Annotated in this window: 19 protein-coding genes; 13 read left to right on the forward strand and 6 right to left on the reverse strand. The window is 69.2% G+C overall.

Annotated elements, in window-relative coordinates; all coding sequences use genetic code 11:
- Window positions 1–19: 19 nt before the first annotated feature.
- Complete coding sequence (locus tag AC3A6J_RS09695) at window positions 20–997, reverse strand: GMP reductase (protein WP_487859715.1); 978 nt, start codon at window positions 995–997, stop codon at window positions 20–22.
- Between the two features lie 207 nt (window positions 998–1,204).
- Here AC3A6J_RS09695 and AC3A6J_RS09700 point away from each other — a divergent pair, with 207 nt between their 5' ends.
- Together AC3A6J_RS09700 and AC3A6J_RS09705 are read left to right on the forward strand one after the other, a co-directional pair.
- Window positions 1,205–3,616: a UvrD-helicase domain-containing protein gene (locus AC3A6J_RS09700; protein ID WP_487859716.1), complete on the forward strand. Its 2,412-nt coding sequence runs from the start codon at window positions 1,205–1,207 to the stop codon at window positions 3,614–3,616.
- Between the two features lie 184 nt (window positions 3,617–3,800).
- On the forward strand, window positions 3,801–4,121 hold the full coding sequence (locus AC3A6J_RS09705) for a hypothetical protein (protein ID WP_487859717.1): 321 nt from the start codon (window positions 3,801–3,803) through the stop codon (window positions 4,119–4,121).
- Window positions 4,122–4,142: 21 nt separating this feature from the next.
- On the opposite strand, the gene AC3A6J_RS09710 is transcribed toward AC3A6J_RS09705, so the two are convergent.
- From AC3A6J_RS09710 to AC3A6J_RS09720, 3 genes are read right to left on the reverse strand one after another with little or no spacing between them, the layout of a single operon-like run.
- Window positions 4,143–4,955, reverse strand: a complete 813-nt coding sequence (locus AC3A6J_RS09710; protein WP_487859718.1) for a BPSS1780 family membrane protein — start codon at window positions 4,953–4,955, stop codon at window positions 4,143–4,145.
- A 10-nt stretch (window positions 4,956–4,965) separates the two neighbouring features.
- On the reverse strand, window positions 4,966–6,024 hold the full coding sequence (locus AC3A6J_RS09715) for a homoserine kinase (protein WP_487859719.1): 1,059 nt from the start codon (window positions 6,022–6,024) through the stop codon (window positions 4,966–4,968).
- Window positions 6,025–6,067: 43 nt separating this feature from the next.
- On the reverse strand, window positions 6,068–6,424 hold the full coding sequence (locus tag AC3A6J_RS09720) for a hypothetical protein (RefSeq protein ID WP_487859720.1): 357 nt from the start codon (window positions 6,422–6,424) through the stop codon (window positions 6,068–6,070).
- Window positions 6,425–6,520: 96 nt separating this feature from the next.
- Here AC3A6J_RS09720 and polA point away from each other — a divergent pair, with 96 nt between their 5' ends.
- Entirely contained in the window at window positions 6,521–9,343 is a 2,823-nt protein-coding gene (polA, locus tag AC3A6J_RS09725) for a DNA polymerase I (RefSeq protein ID WP_487859721.1), read from the forward strand.
- Here polA and AC3A6J_RS09730 read toward each other — a convergent pair.
- Window positions 9,296–10,849, reverse strand: a complete 1,554-nt coding sequence (locus tag AC3A6J_RS09730) for an MFS transporter (protein ID WP_487859722.1) — start codon at window positions 10,847–10,849, stop codon at window positions 9,296–9,298. The two genes, polA and AC3A6J_RS09730, sit on opposite strands and share 48 nt — an antisense overlap.
- A gap of 83 nt (window positions 10,850–10,932) precedes the next feature.
- On the opposite strand from AC3A6J_RS09730, the gene AC3A6J_RS09735 reads away from it, so the two are divergent.
- From AC3A6J_RS09735 to AC3A6J_RS09760, 6 genes are all read left to right on the forward strand, one after another.
- On the forward strand, window positions 10,933–11,889 hold the full coding sequence (locus tag AC3A6J_RS09735; protein ID WP_487859723.1) for a LysR family transcriptional regulator: 957 nt from the start codon (window positions 10,933–10,935) through the stop codon (window positions 11,887–11,889).
- A gap of 2 nt (window positions 11,890–11,891) precedes the next feature.
- Window positions 11,892–13,190, forward strand: coding sequence for a M20/M25/M40 family metallo-hydrolase (locus AC3A6J_RS09740; protein ID WP_487859724.1), 1,299 nt, complete (start codon window positions 11,892–11,894; stop codon window positions 13,188–13,190).
- A gap of 3 nt (window positions 13,191–13,193) precedes the next feature.
- Entirely contained in the window at window positions 13,194–14,096 is a 903-nt protein-coding gene (locus AC3A6J_RS09745) for a LysR family transcriptional regulator (RefSeq protein ID WP_487859725.1), read from the forward strand.
- A 9-nt stretch (window positions 14,097–14,105) separates the two neighbouring features.
- Window positions 14,106–14,462 (forward strand): DUF2946 family protein, encoded by a 357-nt coding sequence (locus AC3A6J_RS09750; RefSeq protein WP_487859726.1) that lies wholly within the window; start codon window positions 14,106–14,108, stop codon window positions 14,460–14,462.
- A gap of 129 nt (window positions 14,463–14,591) precedes the next feature.
- The gene (locus tag AC3A6J_RS09755; RefSeq protein ID WP_487859727.1) at window positions 14,592–16,763 is read left to right on the forward strand and encodes a TonB-dependent receptor; all 2,172 of its coding nucleotides are present in this window, start codon (window positions 14,592–14,594) and stop codon (window positions 16,761–16,763) included.
- A gap of 14 nt (window positions 16,764–16,777) precedes the next feature.
- Entirely contained in the window at window positions 16,778–18,340 is a 1,563-nt protein-coding gene (locus AC3A6J_RS09760; RefSeq protein WP_487859728.1) for a PepSY domain-containing protein, read from the forward strand.
- Here AC3A6J_RS09760 and AC3A6J_RS09765 read toward each other — a convergent pair.
- Window positions 18,270–19,499, reverse strand: a complete 1,230-nt coding sequence (locus AC3A6J_RS09765; RefSeq protein ID WP_487859729.1) for a D-amino acid dehydrogenase — start codon at window positions 19,497–19,499, stop codon at window positions 18,270–18,272. The genes AC3A6J_RS09760 and AC3A6J_RS09765 overlap by 71 nt on opposite strands.
- A 255-nt stretch (window positions 19,500–19,754) precedes the next feature.
- Between AC3A6J_RS09765 and AC3A6J_RS09770 the strand changes: the two genes are divergently transcribed.
- The 4 genes from AC3A6J_RS09770 to AC3A6J_RS09785 all read left to right on the forward strand — a co-directional run bounded on the left by AC3A6J_RS09770 (window position 19,755) and on the right by AC3A6J_RS09785 (window position 23,422).
- Entirely contained in the window at window positions 19,755–20,636 is an 882-nt protein-coding gene (locus AC3A6J_RS09770; protein ID WP_487859730.1) for a transporter substrate-binding domain-containing protein, read from the forward strand.
- Window positions 20,637–20,656: 20 nt separating this feature from the next.
- Window positions 20,657–21,424, forward strand: a complete 768-nt coding sequence (locus AC3A6J_RS09775) for an aspartate/glutamate racemase family protein (protein ID WP_487859731.1) — start codon at window positions 20,657–20,659, stop codon at window positions 21,422–21,424.
- Between the two features lie 80 nt (window positions 21,425–21,504).
- Window positions 21,505–22,416 (forward strand): dienelactone hydrolase family protein, encoded by a 912-nt coding sequence (locus tag AC3A6J_RS09780; protein ID WP_487859732.1) that lies wholly within the window; start codon window positions 21,505–21,507, stop codon window positions 22,414–22,416.
- A gap of 112 nt (window positions 22,417–22,528) precedes the next feature.
- On the forward strand, window positions 22,529–23,422 hold the full coding sequence (locus AC3A6J_RS09785) for a ZIP family metal transporter (RefSeq protein ID WP_487859733.1): 894 nt from the start codon (window positions 22,529–22,531) through the stop codon (window positions 23,420–23,422).
- The last annotated feature ends 94 nt before the right edge of the window (window positions 23,423–23,516 follow it).

Below are 23,516 nucleotides of genomic sequence, written 5' to 3' on the forward strand. Positions count from 1 at the left end.
AGGACTCCGGACCGGGGGGCTACATCAGCAGGTGTTCGCCTGCGTTGTCGCCGCCGAGCGTGACGTAGTTGACCTTGCGGATGTCCATCAGCGTGCGCCCGCCCGCGTAGCTGATGGAGCTCTGCACGTCCTGCTCCATCTCGACCAGCGTGTCGGCCAGCAGGCCCTTGATCGGCTCGAGGATGCGCTTGCCCTCGACGTGCTTGTACTCGCCCTTGTTGAAGTCGCTGGCCGAGCCGTAGTACTCCTTGAAGCGGGCGCCGTCGACCTCGACCGTCTGGCCCGGCGACTCCTCGTGGCCCGCGAACAGCGAGCCGATCATCACCATCGAGGCGCCGAAGCGCACGCTCTTGGCGATGTCGCCATGGTCGCGAATGCCGCCGTCGGCAATGATCGGCTTGGTGGCCACGCGCGCACACCACTTGAGCGCGCTGAGCTGCCAGCCGCCGGTGCCGAAGCCGGTCTTGAGCTTGGTGATGCAGACCTTGCCCGGGCCGATGCCGACCTTGGTCGCGTCGGCGCCCCAGTTCTCGAGGTCGATCACGGCTTCGGGCGTGCCCACGTTGCCGGCGATCACGAAGGCGCCCGGCAGCTTCTGCTTGAGGTAGCCGATCATGTTCTTCACGCTGTCGGCATGGCCGTGCGCGATGTCGATCGTGATGTATTCGGGCACCAGGCCCTCAGCCACGAGCTGGTCGACCGTCTCGTAGTCGGGCTTCTTCACGCCCAGCGAGATCGAGGCGAACACGCCCTGGGCCTGCATCTCGCGCACGAACTTCACGTTGTCGAGGTCGAAGCGGTGCATCACGTAGAAGTAGCCGTTCTGCGCCAGCCAGAGGCAGATCGGCTCGTCGACCACCGTCTTCATGTTGGCGGGCACCACCGGCAGGCGGAAGCTGCGGCTGCCGAGCACGACGCTGGCGTCGCATTCGGAACGGCTCTCGACGCGGCACTTGCGCGGCAGCAAAAGGATGTTGTCGTAATCGAAAATCTGCATGGACTGGCTCCTCGGAAATTTCGTCCCAAAAAAACGAATGAGCGCTTGGTCCGGCCGGTTCTCGTGTGCTTTTCACCAAAGTGAGCGGGCACAAAAAACCGGGCGCAAGAAACTTGGGCCCGGTGATTGATTTTACGCAGTCCCACGAAGGCGGGTCTTCCGCTTCTTCATATAACCCCCATACGCGGCGGTTTCTACAATCGACGGATGTTGTTCAACGATCCTGCGGCTGATGCCCACCCCTCGGACCTGCCGCTGCTGCAGAACCTGAACCCGGAGCAGCGCGCTGCGGTCACGTTGCCTGCGGGCAATGCACTCATCCTCGCGGGCGCGGGCTCGGGCAAGACCCGCGTGCTGACCACGCGCATCGCCTGGCTGCTGCAGACCGGCCAAGTCTCCGCAGGCGGCATCCTGGCCGTGACCTTCACCAACAAGGCCGCCAAGGAGATGATGACGCGGCTGACGGCGATATTGCCGGTGAACGTGCGCGGCATGTGGATCGGCACCTTCCACGGCTTGTGCAACCGCTTCCTGCGCGCGCACTGGAAGCTCGCCAACCTGCCGTCCACGTTCCAGATCCTCGACACCCAGGACCAGCTCTCGGCCATCAAGCGGCTCATGAAGCAGTTCAACGTCGACGACGAGCGCTACCCGGCGAAGCAGACGCAATGGTTCATCGCGGGCGCCAAGGAAGACGGCCTGCGCCCCAAGGACGTGGAGATCCGCAGCGAGGACGACCGCAAGAAGGTGGAGCTCTACCAGCTCTACGAAGAGCAGTGCCAGCGCGAGGGCGTGGTCGACTTCGGCGAGCTCATGCTGCGCAGCTACGAGCTGCTGCGCGACAACGAGCCGGTGCGCGAGCACTACCAACGGCGCTTCCGCCACATCCTGATCGACGAGTTCCAGGACACCAACCGGCTGCAGTACGCCTGGATCAAGATCCTCGCGGGCAACACGGTCTCGGGGCACTTCGTGCCCGGTCCCAACAGCGTGATCGCGGTGGGCGACGACGACCAGAGCATCTATGCCTTCCGCGGCGCGCGCGTGGGCAACATGGCCGACTTCGTGCGCGAGTTCGATGTGCAGAACCAGATCAAGCTCGAGCAGAACTACCGCAGCTATAGCAACATCCTCGATTCGGCCAACGAGCTCATCAGCCACAACAAGAAGCGGCTCGGCAAGAGCCTGCGCACCGACCAGGGCCCCGGCGAGCCGGTGCGCGTGTACGAGGCGCCGAGCGACCTGGCCGAAGCGCAGTGGATGGTCGAGGAGATGCGCCAGCTCGTGCGCGACGACTTCGAGCGCAAGGAAATGGCCGTGCTCTACCGCAGCAACGCGCAGAGCCGGGTCATCGAGACGGCGCTCTTCAATGCCGGCGTGCCGTACCGCGTGTACGGCGGCCTGCGCTTTTTCGAGCGCGCCGAAATCAAGCACGCGCTGGCCTACCTGCGCCTGCTCGAGAACAAGGACGACGACACCAGCTTCCTGCGGGTGGTCAATTTTCCGCCGCGCGGCATAGGCGCGCGCACGCTCGAGCAGCTGCAGGACGCCGCGCGCAACGCCGGGCGCTCGCTGCACGACGCGGTGCACGCCGTGGGCGGCAAGGCGGGTGCGAACCTCACGGCATTCGTCGCCAAGATCGACGTGCTGCGCGAGCAGACGCAGGGCATCAGCCTGCGCGAGATCATCGAGCTGGTGCTCGACCACAGCGGCCTCGTCGAGCACTACCGCGCCGACCGCGAAGGCGCCGACCGCATCGAGAACCTGGAAGAACTCGTGAACGCGGCCGAGAGCTTCGTCACGCAGGAGGGCTTCGGCCGCGATGCGGTGGCACTGCCAGTCGACGAGCTGCGGCAGTCGCCCGCGAGCCAGGGCCTCGACCCGAGCCGGCCAGTGCTAGACGAACCGCTCGCACCCGACGCCGAAACGGGCGAGACGCTGAGCCCGCTCGCGGCCTTCCTCACGCATGCGGCGCTCGAGTCGGGCGACAACCAGGCGCAGGCCGGGCAGGACGCGGTGCAGCTCATGACGGTGCACGCCGCCAAGGGGCTCGAGTTCGACTGCGTGTTCATCACCGGCATGGAAGAGGGCCTGTTCCCGCACGAGAACTCGATGAGCGACTTCGAGAGCCTCGAGGAAGAGCGCCGCCTGATGTACGTGGCGATCACGCGCGCGCGCAAGCGCCTCTACCTGAGCCATTCGCAGACCCGCATGCTGCACGGCCAGACGCGCTACAACCTGAAGAGCCGCTTCTTCGACGAGCTCCCCGAGGGCGCGCTCAAGTGGCTCACGCCGAAGAACCAGGGGTTCAAGCCCTCGGCTTTCGGCTACGGCGGTGGTTACGGCAGCACGCGTTCCGGGGGCGGCGGCGGCTACGGCGGGGGCAGCGGCTACGGCAGCAGCAACAAGGACAGCTTCGCGAGTCCGCCGGTGCCGCCGCAGAAGGCCGCGCCCTCGCACGGCCTGCGCTCGGGCATGCAGGTGTTCCACAACAAGTTCGGCGAAGGCACGGTGCTCGCACTCGAAGGCACCGGCGACGATGCGCGCGCGCAGGTGAAGTTCTCGCGCCACGGCGTGAAGTGGCTCGCGCTGTCGGTCGCCAAGCTCACGCCGGTTTGACGATGCCCGCGCCGCAGGCGGGCTGCGGTTTAGGTCGATAGTTCAAACTGCGGCCACCGTCGCCCTCGCGGCAGCGGGTTATTTCGCATCGGCGTGCCCAACGCGGCGAGAAATCGGGAAAGATGCGGCTTCTTCTGCCCGAAGGAGGTGCCGCATGAAGCCTGGTGCGAACTCATCGCGCCCCATGGTGTGTGTTGTCCGTTGGTCCGTGGCGTTGGCTGCGGCCTGGTTCTGCGCGGCCGGTGCACAGCAGCCGGCCGGCAACGCACCGGACACGCCCGCGGTCACGCGCATGGCGGTGGAGGACGCCGCGATGCGCCGGCCACCGGTGCTCGAGGCCGTCGATGCGGCCGTTGCCGCGGCGGTTCAGTTGCCGGTGCCCATCGAGCCGCACCCCGCGCGCGAATGGTGGCTGTGGGGCGCGCTGTGCGTCGCGCTGCTGCTGCTGGCGGGCATGGTCTGGTCGCTGTTCGCGAGCCTGCGCAAGGACCGGGCGCGCGGCTGAGCGGCGCGTCTCGCGCCGCGTTCAGTTCGGGTCGAAGCTGTCGCGGAAGGTGAACCAGGTCGAGCTCAGCGACATGGCCGCGAGCACCAGCGCCGAGCCGACGATCAGCATGTTGCCCAGGAAGGCCGCCGAGCCCACGCTCATCAGCACGGTCGCGACCAGCCCCATGGCGATGCCCGCGAGCAGGAACACGCCGAACCAGGCCACCGCGAACAGCGCGTAGGCGCCGAAGTTGCGGAACAGCGCCACGATGCTGAAGAAGATGCTCTTGACCGGCTCGACGCGGTGCCAGTGCACCAGCGCGGGCGCATGCCACATGGCCAGCGACAGCGGCAGGTTCAGGCACATCAGGAACATGCGCGCGAGCTGGAAGTCGCTGCTTGCCATCACCTCGGGCGTGGGCGCCTGGTCGAGCAGGTAGGCGCGCGCCAGTTCGCCGCCGTCGATGAAGCCCGTGAGCAGCACCGCGAGCGCGAAGTACACCGCCGAGATCACGCCGAGCTTGACGAGCGCGCGCCATTCGGCGCGCATGGCGCCGATCACCGCGACCAGCATCGCGGAGCCCATGGGCCGCTGCACCTGGCCCGCGGTGGCGGGCTGCGGCGGACCCTCGCCGTAGGCCACGGAGGTGGCGACCATCAAGCCCAGCGTCATGAACGGCAGCAGGATCGGCGCCAGCAGGCTGCCGACCAGCGGCAGTAGCGACACCGTGGAGATGATCGCCATCAGCAGGAAGAACAGCGAGATGAAGGCCAGCGGCTGGCGCCAGAAGGTCTTGAGCCCGAGGCGGACCCATTCGGCGCCGGTTCGCGCCGGCACGATGTGGAGTTTCATTTCTTGGGGCTCAGGCGGCCATGGACTCGAGCGATCGCGCCATGGCGTGCGGATGGAAGACGCGCTCGCGCAGCACGCGCTCGAAGTGCGCCGGGTCGTGCGGCTTCAGCATGCTGGCTTCGCGTGGCAGGTGAAAGTCCCAGAGCCGCGAGGTCCAGAAGCGCAGCGCCGCGGCGCGCAGCATGGCGGGCAGCAGGGCGCGCTCGGCCGCATTCAGCGGGCGCACGGTCTCGTAGGCTGCGAGCAGCGCGTCGGCGCGCGCGGCATCGTGCCGGCCGGTCGCGAGGTCGATGGCCCAGTCGTTCAGGCACACGGCAAGGTCGAACAGCCAGGTGTCGGTGCCCGCGAAGTAGAAATCGAACACGCCCGTCAGGCGCGGTGTGGCGCCGGCTTCAGCGTCGGCCTCGGTGCCGCTCGCGAACATCACGTTGTCGCGGAACAGGTCGGCATGCACCGGCCCGCGCGGCAGCGCCGCATAGGCCGCCGATTCGGCAACGTGGTTCTGGTAGGCGAGTTCGGCGCGCAGCAGGGCGGCCTGGGCCTCGTCGATGTAGGGCAGGACCACCGGCACCGTCTCGTTCCACCACGCAAGGCCGCGCAGGTTCGGCTGGATGCGCGGAAAGTCGCGCGCCGCGAGGTGCATGCGCGCGAGCATGCTGCCGAGCTCGGTGCAGTGCGCGGCGTTCGGCGCCAGTTCGCTGCGGCCCGAAAGGCGCTGCACCAGCGCGGCCGGCTTGCCCGCCACCTGCAGCAGCAGTTCGCAGGGCGCCTGGGCGGGCATGGTGAGGGGGTGGCCCGAAGGCGGCGCGACGGCTGGGTCGGCCACGGGCTCGGGCACCGGCAGGCCGCGCGCGGCCAGGTGCTTCATCAGGCAAAGGTAGTAGGGCAACTGCTCGGCGCCCAGGCGCTCGAACAGCGTCAACACGAACTCGCCACGCTCGGTGGTCGCGAAATAGTTGGTGTTCTCGATGCCGCCCTCGATGCCGCGCAGTTCGCGCAGGGGGCCCAGGCCAAGGCGCTGCACGAGCGCGTCGGCCTCGCCGAACTCGACTTCGGTAAAAACTGCCATGGCGGTGCTCAGCGGGGTGCTGCCAAAGGAAGGCGCAGCACGGTCAGAACTTCATCACGTTCCAGACGCGCGCGCCGTTGCCGCTCGAGTCGCTCGGCCCGGGGCGGGCGGTGCCGGCGTCCTGCGGCAGCACCTCGTAGCCGGGCATGTTCGATTTGGGCTTGACGTTGATGCTCTGCGTGCGGCCGCCGTAGCGGACTTCGTCGACCGTGGCGCCGCTGTCCTCGGTGCGGATGTGCTCGATCTTCTGGTTGCGGCGGCCGTCGGCCTGCTCCTGGTTCTGTAGCGACTCGGCCGGCGGCGCGGCGGGCGCGGGTTGCGCCTGCAGGGCGGCAACGGGGGTGGCGAAGGCCAGCGCCAGCAGGATGCGGCGGGCGACCAGGAGTGTGGAGTCAGGCATGGCCGGATTGTAGGCGCGCGCCCGTTCCAGCGTGTCGGTTGGCCGCGCATGCGCCCGTGGTTCGGAAGGCCGCGGCGGGCACGGCAAAATGGCCCGATGACCGACAAGAAAACGCTGCTGCTCGTCGACGGATCGAGCTATCTGTACCGCGCCTTCCACGCCATGCCCGACCTGCGGGCCGTGCCGGGCGATCCCAAGAGCCCGGCCACCGGCGCGATCCGGGGAATGATCAACATGATGACGGCGTTGCGCCGCGAGGTACGCGCCGACTACGCGGCCTGCGTGTTCGACGCGCCCGGCAAGACCTTCCGCGACGACCTGTACCCCGAATACAAGGCCAACCGGTCGCCGATGCCCGACGAGCTGCGCAGCCAGATCGAGCCGATCCACGAGGTGGTGAAGCTGATGGGCTGGCCGGTGCTCTGCGTGCCCGACATCGAGGCCGACGACGTGATCGGCACGCTCGCCAGGACGGCCGCGGCGCAGGGCGTGGAGGTCATCGTGTCGAGCGGCGACAAGGACCTGAGCCAGCTGGTCGACGAGCACATCACGATCATCGACACGATGAACGGCAAGAAGCGCGACGTGGCAGGCGTGACGGCCGAGTTCGGCGTGCCGCCGCAGCTGATGGTCGACTACCAGACGCTCGTGGGCGACGCGGTCGACAACGTGCCGGGCGTGGACAAGGTCGGGCCCAAGACAGCGGCCAAGTGGCTGCTCGAATACGGCTCGCTCGACGGCTTGATCGCACGCGCCGCCGAGGTCAAGGGGCAAGCCGGCGAGAACCTGCGCAAGGCGATCGACCGGCTGCCGCTGTCGCGCCAGCTCGTCACCATCCGCACCGACTGCGACCTGGCCGCGCATGTGGCGGGCCTGCCTTCGCTCGAGGGCCTGCCGGTGAGCGCACCCAAGACGGCCGAGCTCAAGCCCTTCTACGAGCGCTTCGGCTTCAAGAGCCTGGTCAAGTCGATCGAGGCGATGGAAGTGCCGCCCGAGCTGATCGAGGAGAACATCAAGAAGCAGGCGGCGCGCGGTGGTGCGGCGAGCACCGACCAGGCCGGCCTGTTCGACGAATCGACCAACCTCGGCGCGCTGGCGGCCGCCGAACCGGCGAGCAACCTCAAGTACGACACGGTCACGACCTGGGAACTGTTCGACGCCTGGCTCGCCCGGCTCGAGGCCGCCGAGCTCGTGGCGATCGACACCGAGACCACCTCGCTCGACGAGATGGTGGCGCAGATCGTCGGTGTGAGCTTCAGCGTCGAGCCCGGCGAGGCGGCCTACGTGCCGCTCGCGCACGACTACCCCGATGCGCCCGCGCAGCTGCCGCTCGACGAGGTGCTCGCGCGGCTCAAGCCCTGGCTCGAGAACGGCGAGAAGAAAAAGCTCGGCCAGCACATCAAGTACGACCGCCATGTGTTCGCCAACCACGGCATCGAGGTGCAGGGCTATGCGCACGACACGATGTTGCAGAGCTACGTGCTCGAGGCGCACCGGCCGCACGGCCTCGCGAGCCTGGCCGAGCGCCACCTGGGGCGCAGCGGCATTTCGTACGAAGACCTGTGCGGCAAGGGCGCGCACCAGATCCCGTTCAGCCAGGTCGACATCGCCAAGGCCGCCGAGTATTCGTGCGAGGACAGCGACCAGACGCTCGACGTGCACCGCGCGCTGTGGCCGCAGATCGAGCGCGACGAGAAGCTGCGCTTCATCTACCGGCTCGAGCTGGACTCGAGCGAGGCGCTCTACCGCGTCGAGCGCAACGGCGTGCTGATCGACGCACCCACGCTCGCGGCGCAGAGCCACGAACTCGGCACCCGCATCATGGCGCTCGAGCAGGAGGCCTACGAGCTCGCGGGCCAGCCTTTCAACCTCGGTTCGCCCAAGCAAATCGGCGAGGTGTTCTTCACCAAGCTCGGGCTGCCGGTCGTCAAGAAGACGCCGAGCGGCGCGCCGAGCACCGACGAGGAAGTGCTCGAGAAGCTGGCCGAGGATTTTCCGCTGCCGGCCAAGATCCTCGAGCACCGCGGCCTGTCGAAGCTCAAGGGCACCTACACCGACAAGCTGGGCCAGCTGGCCAATCCGCGCACCGGCCGCGTCCACACGCACTATGCGCAGGCGGTGGCGGTGACCGGGCGGCTGTCGAGCAACGATCCCAACCTGCAGAACATCCCGATCCGCACGCCCGAAGGCCGCCGCGTGCGCGAAGCCTTCGTCGCCCCGCCGGGCAGCGTGATCGCGAGTGCCGACTACTCGCAGATCGAGCTGCGCATCATGGCCCACATCAGCGGCGACGAGTCGCTGCTGCGTGCGTTCCGCGAAGGCATCGACGTGCACCGCGCCACCGCGGCGGAAGTGTTCGGCTCCACGCCCGACCAGGTGTCGAGCGAGCAGCGCCGCTATGCCAAGGTCATCAACTTCGGGCTGATCTACGGCATGAGCAGCTTCGGGCTGGCGCGCAACCTCGGCATCGAGACCAAGGCCGCGGCGTCCTACATCGAGCGCTACTTCGCGCGCTACCCGGGCGTGAAGGCGTACATGGACGAGACCAAGGCGATCGCCAAGGAGCAGGGCTACGTCGAAACGGTGTTCGGCCGCCGCCTGTACCTGCCCGAGATCAACTCGCCCAACGGCCCGCGCCGCGGCGGTGCCGAGCGCGCGGCCATCAACGCGCCGATGCAGGGCACCGCAGCCGACCTGATCAAGCTCAGCATGGTCAAGGTGCAGGACGTGCTCGATGCCGAGCAGCGCGCCACCAAGATGATCATGCAGGTGCACGACGAACTGGTGTTCGAAGTGCCCGAGGCCGAGGTCGAATGGGTGCGCGCCGAGATCCCGCGCCTGATGGCCGGCGTGGCCGAGCTCAAGGTGCCGCTATTGGCCGAGATCGGCATCGGCCCGAACTGGGACAAGGCCCATTGAGCGGCGGCTGCGCCTGAAGAAGGCGTGGCTCGCGAGCGCCAGCAGGCCGACGCCGATGCCCGCATAGCGCATCACGTCGCCGAAGCCTTCGCGCAGCGCCGCCTGTGCGAGCGCGGGGCCGGCGGCGCCCGGCAGCACGTCGAGCTTGCCGGCCGCCACGCCCTGCGCGAGCTGCAGCAGTTCGCCGGGCCCTGAAGGCAGCCCCGCGTCGCCCAGGTGGCGCGCAATGCCGCTCACCAGCACGAAGCCCATGAGCGCGATGTTGAAGGCCAGCGTGATGAGCCGCGCGCTGAAGTCGATGCCCGAGGCCATGCCCGCGCGCGCTGCCGCCACCGAGCCGGTGCTGGTGTTGGTGACGGGCGAGTTCGTGAGGCCGAGGCCGATGCCCGCCGCGAGGCAGGCGGCGATCACCACGGCGTCGCTGCCCTGCGCGTCGCCCAGGGCCATGAGCCCGAACCCCGCGGCCATCAGCCCCAGGCCGCCGGGAATGACGCGTTCGACGCCGTGGCGCAGCGCCAGCCGCTCGGCCAAGGGCGGCACCAGCAGCGTGGGCAGCGTGTAGGCCAGCAGCGCCCAGCCCGTGCGCATCACATCGTGGCCGAGGCCCGCCTGGAAGTAGATCGGCAGGTAGATCATGAACGGCCAGAAGCTGAAGTTCATGCCGATCGAGCCCATCATCGCGCCGTTGAAGCGGTGGATGCGAAAGACCGAGAAGTCGAACATCGGGTGCGCGCTGCGCCGTTCGGCCCGCACGAACAATGCAAGGCTCAGCGCCGCGCCGGCCAGGAGCGCGAGCCCGAGCGGGTTCGAAAAGCCGCGCACCGTGCCGAGCGTGATGAACCAGACCAGCGCGAACACCGCGAGCGTCAGCGTGAGCATGCCGGCCAGGTCGAGCCGGTGCGCCTCGGGGTCGCGCGATTCCTGCACGCTGGCATGCACCAGGCCGAGCGTCAGCAGCGTGAGCGGCGCATGCACCAGGAACACCCAGCGCCAGTCGGCCAGGGCCACGATGGCGGCACCCACGATCGGGCCGAACCCCAGGCCGATGCCCGCGACCACGCCCCAGAGCGCGAACGCGCGCGAGCGCGCTGCGGGTTCGCGGAACTGCTGCGACAGGATCGCGAACTGGCAGATCATCATCGCGCCGGCCCCCACGCCCTGCACGAAGCGCGCCGCGATCAAGAGCGGCGCACTCGGCGCCAGGCCGCACGCCAGCGATGCCACGCCGAACAGCCACAGGCTCGCCACCAGCACCCGGCGCCGGCCGTAGCGGTCGGCCAGCGTGCCCGCGGCCATCAGCACCGAGGTGCAGGCCAGCGTGTAGGCGTTCATGATCCATTGCGCGTCCTGGAAGTCGGCGTGCAGCACCTGCTCGAGCGCCGGCAGGATCACGGGCACGCTGGAGATTTCGAGGCCGAACATCAGCGCGACGAGGCAGATGGCGGCGAGCGCGGCGGCATCGCGGCGCGGGCTGGGTGGGGAAACAGGCTGTGGCGGTGGAGTCATGCGGTTATCTTGATGGGAAAGCACTTCCGCATTGGCGACATCGGTTCTGCAGATTCGGGAATGAGAAGGCACAATCCCGCGCCATGACCGACCGATTCGATGGCATCCAGACCTTCCTCGAGGTGGTCGAGAGCGGCAGCCTCACGCTCGCGGCCGAACGGCTCCATCTCACGCGCTCGGCGGTGGGCAAGGCCCTTGCGCGGCTCGAGGCGCGGCTCGGCGTGCGCCTGCTCCAGCGCACCACGCGCAGCCAGAGCCTGACCGAGGAAGGGCAGGCCTATTACGAGCACTGCCTGCGTGCACAGGCCGAACTCGAGGCCGCGGAGTCGGGCCTCGACAGCGGCGGGCGCGCGCCGCGCGGCCGGCTGCGCGCCAGCCTGCCGCTGGCCTTCGGCCATCACTACGCCGCGCCCGCGCTGCTGGGGCTGATCGAGCGCCATCCGCAGCTGCAGGTCGAGATCGCCATCAGCGACCGCATGGTCGACCTGGTGCAGGAGGGCTACGACCTCGCGGTGCGCATCGGCGAACTGCCCGACAGCGACCGGCTGGTGGCGCGCCGCCTCGGCGAGCAGACGATGGTGCTGGCGGCCTCGCCGGCCTACCTCGCACGCTTCGGACGGCCGGCGGACGTGGCCGCGCTGGCGCGGCACCGCGGCATCGACTATTGCGGCCCCGGCGATTCGCAGCGCTGGCAGCTGCGCGATCCGCAGGGCCGGCTGCTCACGGTGCAGTTGCCCTGGCATGCACGGCTGAACGACCTGCAGGCCGTGGCCGATGCGGCCATCGCAGGAGCCGGCCTCGCCTGGCTGCCGAACTGGCTGCTGGCGCGGTACGTGCAAGCCGGGCAGCTCGAACGCGTGCTGGCCGACCACCACGCCGACGCGATGCCGATCCACGTGCTCTGGCCGCACGCGCGGCATCTGCCCGCGAAGACGCGCTGCGCGATCGATGCGCTGGTCGCCGCGATGCCGGCCTGCATGGAAGAATGCCCGCACCGTGCGGTACCGGCCGCGCGGCCCCATAAAACAAAAGGACGTTGACCATGAATCCGTTTTCCGTTCGTTCCTGGCGCCACCTCGGCAGCGCCGGCCTGCTCGCTGCAATGTGCGGCGCCGCGCTGGCTGCGCCCGATGCGCGCATCGCCACCCTGGCCGCCGAGCAGAAGCAGCCGCTGCTCGATTCGCTGTCGCAGCTCGTGGGCATCGAGTCGGGCAGCCGCGACCTCGAAGGCCTCGCGAAGATCTCCGACCTCATCGCCGGCAAGCTCAAGGCGCTGGGCGGCGAGGTCGAGCTGATCGACCCCAGCGCCGAGGCCTACCGCATGGAAGACACGCCCGAGACGATGGGCCGCGTCGTGCGCGCCACCTTCAAGGGCACGGGCAAGAAGAAGATCATGCTGATCGCGCACATGGACACGGTCTACACCGTGGGCATGCTCAACAAGCAGCCGTTCCGCATCGAGGGCGACAAGGCCTTCGGCCTCGGCATCGCCGACGACAAGCAGGGCGTGGCGGTCATCATCCACACGGTGGCGATGCTGCAGGCGCTCAAGTTCAAGGACTACGGCACGCTCACGGTGCTGATCAACGGCGACGAGGAGATCAGCTCGCCGGGCTCGCGCGCGCTCATCACGCGCCTCGGGGGCGAGCACGACGCGGTGCTGTCGTTCGAGGGCGCCTCGGTCAAGGAAGACAAGCTCTCGCTCGCCACCGCCGGCATCGCCTCGGTCACGCTCAACGTCACGGGCAAGGCCTCGCATGCGGGCTCGGCGCCCGAGCTCGGCGTGAACGCGCTCTACGAGCTGTCGCACCAGGTGCTGCAGATGCGCGACCTGTCCGACCCCGCGACAGGCCTCAAGATGAACTGGACGATTTCGAAGTCGGGCAGCAACCGCAACGTGATTCCGGCCAGCGCCACCGCGGCGGCCGACGTGCGCGTGCTCAAGGTCAGCGACTACGACCGCATCGAGCAGCAGGTGCAGGAGCGCGTGAAGAAGCAGCTGATCCCCGAGGCCAAGGTCGACATGAAGTTCGAGCGCCGCCGTCCGCCGCTGGAAGCCACCGACGCCTCGCGCGCGCTCGCCAGGCATGCGCAGGCGATCTACAAGGACGAGCTCGGCCGCCCACTCGGTGCCGACGACAAGGCCGCGGGCGGCGGCACCGATGCGGCCTTTGCCGCGCTCAAGACCAAGGCGCCCGTGGTCGAGCGCTTCGGGCTGCAGGGTTTCGGCGCGCACTCGGCCGATGCCGAATACGTGCTGGTCGACTCGATCGAGCCGCGCCTTTACCTTGCCACGCGCATGGTGATGGACCTTTCGCGCGACAAGGTCGGCGGCCGCTGAGCGATGCGGCTGCGCCACATCGAGGTCTTCAACGCGATCATGCTCACGGGCAGCGTGAGTGCGGCGGCCCGGCTCATCAACATCACGCAGCCGGCGGTGAGCCGCACCTTGCAGCATGCCGAGCTGCAGCTGGGCTTTCCGCTGTTCCAGCGCGCCAAGGGCCGGCTCACGCCGACCACCGAGGCGCTCACGCTGTACCCGCACATCGAGCGGCTGTTCGCGCAGCTCGACGAGGTGCAGCGCCTCGCGTCGAACCTGCGCGCGGGCAGCGACACGGGCGAACTGCGCATCCTGAGCGTGCTGGCGCTGAGCTACGAAATCCTGCCGCGCGCGCTCAAGGCCTTCCGCGAGAAGCACCCGGGCCATGCGATCACCGTCGAGTCGCTGCACTCGCCGCAGATCATGTCGGCGCTGTTGCTGCAGGAGGCCGACGTGGGCTTCGTCTTCAGCCCCGCGGTGCATCCGTCGCTCACGCAGGAGACGCTCGCCGACACGCGCATGGTGTGCATCGCGCCCAAGGGCATGCTGCCGCGGGCATTGGTGCGCAACGGTTCGGTGGCGCTGCACGACCTGGTCGACCGGCCGGTGATCGGCCTCGACAGCCGCGACCCGGTGGGCACCAGCCTGAGCCAGGCCTGCCGCCAGGCGGGCGTGGGCTTCCAGCAGGCGGTGGTCACGGTGCAGACCTACCACGCCGCGCTGTCGATGGCGCACCACGGCCTGGGCGTGGCGCTGGTCGACGGCTGCACCGCGCGCTCGGCCGACGCGGCCAAGGTCGACGTGCTCGCGCTGGAGCCGCACATTCCGGTGCCGGTGCGCGCCTTGCGCTTCGCGGGGCGGCCCGACTCGGTGGCGGTGCGCGGCATCACGCGCTGCATGCGCGAGGCCATCGAGCAGGCGGCATAATCCCGGCCCATGCACGCCCTTCGAGCCCTCCGCTTCCTGCACCGCCTTGTGCTGGCGTGGTTCATGGGCTCGCTGCTGGTGGCCGGGGCCTCGCCGCTGGTCAACCCGCAGTCGATCGAGCTGATCTGTTCCGCCGCCGGAACCGTCAAGCTCATCGTGCAGGGCGACGACGGTCCGGCTGAATTGAACGCGGCCGCCATGCACTGCCCGCTGTGCATGGTCTCCGGGCCACCGCCTGCCGCCGTGCAGGTCGTGCTGCCCACGCCGCTGCCGCTCGGCCGCGCGCTGCAATCGATTCCCGCTGCCCGCATCGCGGCAGCCACGGCCGCGCCGTTGCCGGCGCGCGGACCGCCCGCGCTCTCCTGAACTTCCGCCTTTCGTCCGCCTGACGCAGCCCGCCCCCGGGGCGCGTGGCGGTTCCCGGTCGTTCCGTGGCCGGCGCTGCGTCTGCGCTTTCTTCTCTTGCGCGCGCACGCCGATGGCCAGAGAGATTCCATGTTCCGCCTTCCTTTTGCTCCCACGCTCGGGCTGCTTGCCCTTGTCGGCGCCGCGAGCGCCCCCGCACGCGCCCAGACCGCCGGCGCGCCCACGCTGCCACCGATCGAGGTGGTCGACGAGGCGCCGCGCGCGAACGGCCGCCTCGACCTCGATACTCCGTCCGGCACCGCGAGCCGGCTCGGCCTCACGCCGCGCGAGACGCCGGCCTCGGTCACGGTGGTGAACCGCACCGCGATCGAGGCGCGCGGCGCGCAGGACACGCAGGAGATCCTGCGCGCCATTCCGGGCGTGACCGCCCATGACGCGCCGGGCAACGTTGGCGTGAGCTACCGCGGCTTCGGCAGCAACTCGATCGGCCAGCTCTTCAACGGCATCAGCGTGCAGTATTCGATTGCGGCGCGCCCGGTCGACAGCTGGATCTACGACCGCGTCGAAGCCATCGGCGGACCCTCGAGCTTTCTGTTCGGCTCGGGCGCGCTGGGCGGCTCGGTCAACTACATCACGAAGGTCGCCGAGCGCGGCAACGACTTTGCCGAGGCGCAATTGCGGCTCGGCACCGAGCACCTCAGGGAGGCCTCTTTCGGCCTGAACCGCCGCGTTGTGGGCGATGGCGGGCCGGGCAGCCAGCATGCGCGCATCGACGTGAACCACCGCGATGCCGACGGCTGGACCGACGGCACCAGGCGCCGTGCCACGCAGCTCGCGGCCTCGCTGCTGTCGGATCTGGGCGGCGGCCTCACGCACACGCTGGCCTACGAATTCCAGGACGAGCAGGTCGACCGGCCGTACTGGGGCACGCCGGCGCTCAACCCGCTGGCCGGCACGATGCGCATCGACCCCGCCACCCGCTTCAAGAACTACAACAGCAGCGACGGCCGCTATGCGCAACGCGTGCAGTGGCTGCGCTCGGTCACAGAATGGCAGGCCACCGACGCGCTGCAGCTGAAGAACACCTTCTATGCCTATGACGCCCTGCGCGACTACCGCAACGTCGAGAGCTACCGCTACAACCCGTCGAACACGGCCGTGGTCCGCTCGGCCGCGCTGCTGCAGCAGCACGACCACACGGTGTGGGGCAACCGCATCGAGGGCGTCTACAAGGGGCAGCTCGGCGGGCTGAAGAGCGACTGGTCGTTCGGGCTGGATTTCAGCGAGAACCGGCAGACGCGCTTTCCGAACAGCCTGCCGGGTACGGTGAGCACGGTGGACCCCTACCTGTTCGCGACCGAGCGCTTCTTCGAGGTGCCGGGCATGGTGCCGGGCTTCCGGCCCGACCGCGACAACCGGGTGCGCACCACCGCGCTCTATCTGGAGAACCGCACCGCGCTCGCGCAGACGCTGCATCTGGTGACGGCACTGCGCCACGAGCGCATCGAGCTCGACCTGGTCAACCGTCGCACGGTCGACGCGTCGAACCCCGCCACCTTCCACCGCGGCTACAAGCCCACGACCGGGCGCATCGGCCTGGTGTGGGACTTCGCGCCGGGCGCGAGCCTCTATGCGCAGTACGCGACGGCGGCCGATCCGCCGTCGGGGGTGCTCTCCACCGCATCGTTCGCCGACGTGCGTAACAACAGCGAGCTCACCACCGGACGCCAGCTGGAGGTCGGCACCAAGCTCGACTTCTGGCAAGGCAAGGGCAGCGCCACGCTCGCGGCCTACGGCATCCGCCGCAACAACATCGCCACGCAGGACCCGGCCAACAGCGCACTCACGCTGCTGGTCGGCGAGCAGTCGTCCAAGGGGGTCGAGCTGGCCGTCGGGCTGCAGCCGACGCCGCGATGGTCGCTGCAGGGCAACCTCAGCTATGTGGATGCGCGCTACGAGCGCTTCACGCAGGGCGGCGTGTCACTGGCCGGCCGCACGCCGACCAACACGCCGGCCACGGTGGCGAACCTCTGGGTGTCGTATGCCTTCACGCCGAACCTGCAGGGCAGCGTGGGCGTGCGGCATGTCGGCAAGGTGTATGCCGACGCGGCCAACACGCTGCACTGGCCCGGCTACACGTTGCTCGACCTGGGCCTGAGCTGGAAGCTCAACCGGTCGGTCACGCTGGTCGGCCGCATCCGCAACGCGACCGATCGCATCCATGCCACGAACGTGGGCAGCACCTTTGCCTACCTCGGCGCGCCGCGCACGGCGGACGTGTCCGTTCGCGTGGCCTTCTGAACCGGAGCCGCACCATGCACTGGAAGCGCTGGTTGTTCCTGGTCCACCGCTGGCTCGGCGTGCTGGCCTGCGCCTTCTTCGCGATGTGGTTCGTCTCGGGCGTGGTGATGATGTACGTGGGCTATCCGAAGCTCACCGAGGCGGAGCGGCTGCGGCACCTGCCCGTGCTCGACGCTTCTGCGCCGCTGCTCGCGCCACGGCAGGCGCTCGACGCAGCGGGGCTGGTCGGGCCGTTGAAGGACTTGCGGCTCGCGGCGGCGAGCGGCGGGCGCCCCGTATACCTGGCGCGGGCGGCGGCGCGCGGCGGCGTGGTGGTGATCGACGCACGCACGGGCGCCGTGCTGCGCGAGGTCGACCGCGAGCGCGCACTCGCGAGCGCGCGCGCTTATGTGGGCGAGGGCCGGGCGGGCGAGGGCGTGGCGGCCGAGCACCGCGGCACGATCGACGAGGACGCGTTCACGCATTCGCGCGCGCTCGATGCCCATCGCCCGCTGCAGGTGGTCGATCTCGCCGATGCCGGGGCCACGCGGCTCTACGTGTCGGGGCGCACCGGGGAAGTGGTGCGCGATGCGCCGCGCACCGAGCGGCTCTGGAACTACGCCGGCGCCTGGATCCACTGGCTCTATCCGCTGCGCGGCACCGCGCTCGATCGGTATTGGGCCGACATCGTCAACTGGCTGTCGATCGCGGGCATCGCGCTCACGCTGACCGGCACCGCGGTCGGCCTGATGCGCTGGCGCTTTCGCCGCAGCTACCACCGCAGCGGCTCGCATTCGCCCTATCAGGGACGCATGATGCGCTGGCATCACATCGCGGGGCTGTTGTTCGCGCTCGTGACGCTGACGTGGATTTTCAGCGGGCTCATGTCGATGAACCCGTGGCGCATCTTCGACAGCGGCGCACCGGCGCTCCGCACCGAGGCGATGAATGGCGGCCCGCTCGAACCGTCGGCGGACGACGCCGCGCCGGCGGCGCTGCTGGCTTCTGCCGGCACCGGGGTGCGCGAGCTGCGCTGGGTGCGCGTCGCCGGGCGCACGCTGGTGCGCGCCGAGCAGGCGGGCGGCCGCCCGCAATTGCTTGACGCACGCAATGCCGCGCCGCAGGCGGTCGATGCCGAGGCGCTGCGGCGTGCGGTGGCGCGGCTATTGCCCGACAAGGTCGAGCGCGTCGAGGTGCTGCGCGCCTACGACAGCCATTACTACGCCCGCGATCCGCACACCATGACGGGCGGCAACGAGAAGCCCTTGCCCGTCTGGCGCGTGGTCTTCGCCGACGCGAACGCCACCTGGGTGCATGTCGACCCGCAGACCGGCGCGGTGCTCGGCCGCTCCGACAATCAGCGCCGCCTGAGCCGCTGGCTGTTCGCGATGCTGCACAGCTGGGACTGGCTGCCGCTGCTCGAGCGGCGCCCGCTCTGGGATCTTGTGCTGGTCGCGCTGAGCCTTGGCGGTGCGCTGCTGAGCCTGACCGGCGTCGTCATCGGCTGGCGCCGCCTGGGTCGCAAGCTCAGGACGGCGACGGCGGGGCGGCGTCCAGCGCCTCGGCAACCCGCAGCGCGGAGCCGAACGCCAGCGTGAAGCCCAGCGCGCCATGCCCGGTGTTGAACAGCATGTTCGACGGCGCGCCGGCGAGCCGCCCGATGATCGGCAGCCCCGTGGGGGTGGCCGGCCGCATGCCGGTCCAGGGGTGCAGTTCCGCGAGCCGGCTGGCGTGCGGGAACAGCGCGCGCGTGGCGGCCGCGAGCGTCTCGATGCGCGTGGCCGGAATGCTGGCGTCGTGGCCCACGAGCTCGGCCATGCCCGCCACGCGCAGCCGCGAGCCGATGCGCGCGAACACCACCTTGCGTGCGCTGTCGGTCACGTTCACGTGCGGCGCGGCGCCGGGCGCCGGGTCGACCTCGACCGTGATGCTGTAGCCCTTGAGCGGGTACACCGGCAGGTAGGCGCCGAGCGCGCGGCCGAGCCGGTGCGAGGCGGTGCCGAGCGCCATCACGAAGGCATCGGCCTCGATCGCGTCCGCGCTCGTCTGCACCGCGGCCACGCGGCCGCCGTGCTGCACGAAGCCATGCACATCGGTGCCGAGCAGAAAGCGCACGCCGCGCGCTTCGAGCACGCGCATCAGCTCGGCGCACACCTTCAGGCAATCGGCCGCGCATTCGCTCGGCGTGTACACCGCACCGGCCATCCGGTCGCGGTAGCCGGCCAGCGCGGGTTCGATCGCGATGCACTCGTCGGGCGTGACGATGCGCTGTTCGCTGCCCATCGTGCGCTGCAGTTCGAGCTGCGCGTGCGCGCCCGCGAGCGAGGCCTCGCTCGCATAGAGCACCAGCTTGCCGGTGGCGGAGAAGTCGCAGTCGGGCGAGACATCAGCCTGCATCGCCTCGAACCCGGTGCGGCTCAGTGCGGCCAGCGCCAGCAGCCGGGCGGTGGTGTCGCGCGAGGTCGGGGCATTGCAGGCCGCCAGGAAGGAGAGGCCCCAGCGCCATTGCAGCGGATCGAGCTGCGGCCGCAGCTTGAGCGGCGAGGTGGGCGACAGCAGCAGCTTGGGCAGCTGCTTCCAGATCGACGGGTCGGCCAGCGGCTGAACGTACGAGTAGCTGAGCTGCGCGCCGTTGCCGCCGCTCGCCCCCGCACCGGGGGCGGCACGGTCGATGACCGTGACCTCGTGGCCCTGGCGCTCGAGCTGCCAGGCGGTCGCCAGGCCCACGATGCCGGCGCCGAGCACACACACATGCATCAGGCAACTTTCAGGAAGGAAGACGGGGACAACGGAGAAGACAGAAAGCAGAAGAACGAACCGGAACGACGAATGTAGGTGCGCCTCGGCCGTGCCGGAAATGCCAAAAGCGCCGCGCCCCATAGCCAAACCGCATGGCTGGCCTGCCAGGTACCCATAACCTTTGGGTATGGCCTAGGGTTCATTTGGAATTGTCGCGGTGTGTCACTCCTTCTTACACTGGCCGCTCCGTTCAACCCACTGAAGAAGGCACGCATGAAACTCTCCGCTTTGATGGCCGCCGCCCTGGTGACGCTCACCGCCACCGGCGTCCAGGCCGCCGACACGCTGGCCAAGATCGCCGCCTCCGGCAAGATCACGCTCGCCTACCGCGAGTCGTCGGTGCCCTTCAGCTACCTGGACGGGAACAAGCCGATCGGCTTCTCGGTCGAGCTTTCGAACGCCGTGGTCGAGGCGGTCAAGAAGAAGCTCAACAAGCCGGACCTGCAGGTCGGGCTCATGTCGGTGACCTCGCAGAACCGCATCCCGCTGATCACCAACGGCACGGTCGACCTGGAGTGCGGCTCCACCACCAACAACACCGCGCGCGGCAAGGACGTGGCTTTTGCCGTCAACCATTTCTACACGGGCACGCGGCTGCTGGCGAAGAAGTCGTCGAAGATCACGAACTACGCCGACCTCGCCAAGAAGACGGTGGCGAGCACCACCGGCACCACCAACGCGCTGGTCATGCGCAAGTACAACGCCGAGAAGAACCTCGACATGGACATCGTGCTCGGAAAGGACCACGCCGATGCCTTCCTGCTCGTCGAAAGCAATCGCGCGGTGGCCTTCGCGATGGACGACATCCTGCTGTTCGGCCTGATCGCCAACGCCAAGAACCCGGCCGACTACGAGGTGGTGGGCGACGCGCTGCAGGTCGAGCCCTATGCCTGCATGCTGCCCAAGGACGACCCGGCCTTCAAGAAGCTCGTGGACGACACCTTCACCGGCATGATGAAGAGCGGCGAGTTCGAGAAGCTCTACACCAAGTGGTTCATGTCGCCGATCCCGCCGCGCAACGTGCCGCTGAACCTGCCGATGAACCAGCAGCTCAAGGACAACATCGCGAACCCGAGCGACAAGCCGGCGACCTGATCGGGCAAGGCGCACGCGGCATGGCTTCCCCCAACGTCGTCGGCATCCTGGGCGGCATGGGCCCGGCGGCGGGGGCCGACTTCGTGCGGCTCTTCGTCGAGGCCTGTGCCGGGCAGATGCGCGCGCGCGGGCTGCCGGTGCGGGACCAGTCCTTTCCCGAGCACTGGCTCGCGCAGGTGCCGGTGCCCGACCGCACGCAGGCGCTCGGCTCGCCCGACAGCGGCGCGCACCAGCCGCTCGAGCCGATGCTGCAGGCACTCGGGCGCCTGGCGGCGCTCGGCAGCCAGGCCGTGGCCATCGCCTGCAACACGGCGCATGCCTGGCACGCCAAGCTGCAGGAGCGCTTTCCGCAGGTGGAACTGCTGCACATGGCGCGCGAGGTGGCGCTGCACCTGGCCGCGCACAACGTGGGCAAGGTGGCGCTGATGGCCACCGAGGGCACCTACCGCGTGCGCCTCTACGAACAGGCGCTGGCCGAGGCGGGGCTCGAATGCCACGTGCCGCTCGCCGACGAACGCCGCGCCATCACACGGGGCATCTTCGACGGCGTCAAGGCGGGCAACATGCCGCTCGCCGAGCAATGCTTCTCGCAGGTGGCGCTGCGGCTCGCCGAGCGGCACGGGCCGGTCACCATCATCATGGGCTGCACCGAGGTGCCGCTCGGGCTGCAGGGCTCGGCGGCCGTGGCGGGCCTCGCCCTGGTCGATCCGGCGCAGGTGCTCGCCGACGCGTTGGCGCGGCGCGCCTACCGCGGCTGGACAACCCTGCCGTCAGTCGGGCCGGCCTGATTTCGCCTACATTGCGGCGTGCGTTCCAGAGCCTGGTCCGCATGCCCCTTCTGTTCGACGAACCCACTGGAGCCCCTCCCATGTCCCTTCGCGACGACAGCCGTTCCGACCTCCGATCCGAATTCGATTCGCTGCGCCCCGGCGAGAGCACCGAGCAGGGCGCCACGCGCCGCACCGCGCTCAAGGCCGCGATCGGCGTGGGCTATGCCGCCGCCGTCATGCCGGTGATGGCGCAGAGCACCGTCAGCACCTCGGCCGAGGGCCTGAAGGCCGGCCCGATCAAGTACACCGTCAACGGCTTCGAGGTGCCCGGCTATGCCGCCGCGCCGGCCGGCAAGACCGGGCTGCCGGTGATCCTCGTGGTGCAGGAGATCTTCGGCGTGCACGAGTACATCGCCGACACCTGCCGCCGCCTCGCGAAGCTCGGCTATCTGGCGATCGCACCCGAGTTCTATGCGCGCCAGGGCGACCCGCGCGGCTACACCGACATCCCCAAGCTGCAGGCCGACATCGTCTCGAAGGTGCCCGATGCGCAGGTCATGGCCGACCTCGACGGCGCACTCGCCTATGCCGCGGCCAACGGCGGCGACACCAGCAAGGCGGGCATCACCGGCTTCTGCTGGGGCGGCCGCATCACCTGGCTCTATGCCGCCACCGGCAAGGTCAAGGCGGGCGTGGCGTGGTACGGCCGGCTCGTCGGCAACGCGAGCGAACTGACGCCCAGGCACCCGGTCGACGTGGCCGCCAGCCTGCAGGCGCCGGTGCTCGGCCTCTATGGCGGCAAGGACCAGGGCATCCCCCTTGACACGGTTGATAAGATGAAGGCCGCCCTGGCGACCGGAACCCCGGCTGCCAAGGCCTCGAGCTTCGTCGTGTACCCCGAAGCAGGCCACGCGTTCCATGCCGACTACCGCCCGAGCTACGTCAAGAGCGCAGCCGACGACGGATGGCAGCGCGCCTCGGCCTGGTTCAAAGCCAATGGCGTCGCCTGACGATCGCCAGTAGCCAACCACTGCCGAAGGCCGTCCGCGTGACGGCCTTTTCCGTTTATTTGTTGATGAACGACATCGGGCGCATGCGCCCATCGACCTTGCGCAAGCAGCTATGAATTTGATAGTGATCATCGTGGCGACCCTGGTTGCCGGCATCGGAAGCGTGTGGCTCGCCGCAGGGTTGCTGCGCGTGGGCGTGCGCAGCGGCTCGGGCGGCGTGAATCCGCAGCACCTATTGAGCCTCGCCGCGGGCGCGCTGCTCGCGACCGCCTTCATGCACCTGCTGCCCGAGGCCTTCGAGAGCCGCATCGCGCCCGCGCTCCTGTTCGGCGTGCTGCTGTTCGGGATCGTGTTCTTCTTTCTGCTCGACAAGGCCGAGCTCTGGCACCACGGCCACGAGCATCACCAACATGGCGGCCATCACCACGCGCATGGCCACGATCACGACCACGCGCATGCCCCGCGCGCGGGCGGCGGCTGGGCCGTGCTGACCGGCGACAGCGTGCACTGCTTCGGCGACGGCATCCTGATCGCATCGGCCTTCGTTGCCGACATGCGCCTGGGCCTCGTGGCGGCCGTGGCGGTGCTCGCGCACGAGGTGCCGCACCACATCGGCGACCTGGTCGTGCTGCGGCAGACCTCGGCCAACCCGCGCGCTGCACTCGTCAAGGTGTCGCTTGCGGGCACCATGACGATGCTCGGCGGCATCGCGGGATGGTGGCTGGTCGACCAGCTCAAGGACTGGCTGCCGTATTTCCTGGTGCTGGCGAGCAGCAGCTTCGTCTATGTGGCGCTGGCCGACCTGATTCCGCAACTGCAGAAGCGCCTGGGCGCACGGCAGACCGCGGCCCAGGTGGCCTGGCTTGCGGTGGGCATCCTGCTGGTCGCGCTCGTGAGCGGGCTGGCCCACGGCGACCATGCGCATGGGCATGCCCAGGGACATGAGGAACATGGCCACGAGGGCCATGACCACGGCACGCACGGCGAGCCCGGACACAAGGACTGAATCCGCGGCCGGCGGGGATTTGGCGCAATCCCGAAACAGGCGCACCATCGGGGCTCGCGATTGTTTCGTCCATTCCCTTCGCCGAGGAGCCGAT

The organism is Variovorax sp. Soil_C_39 (assembly GCF_057656815.1).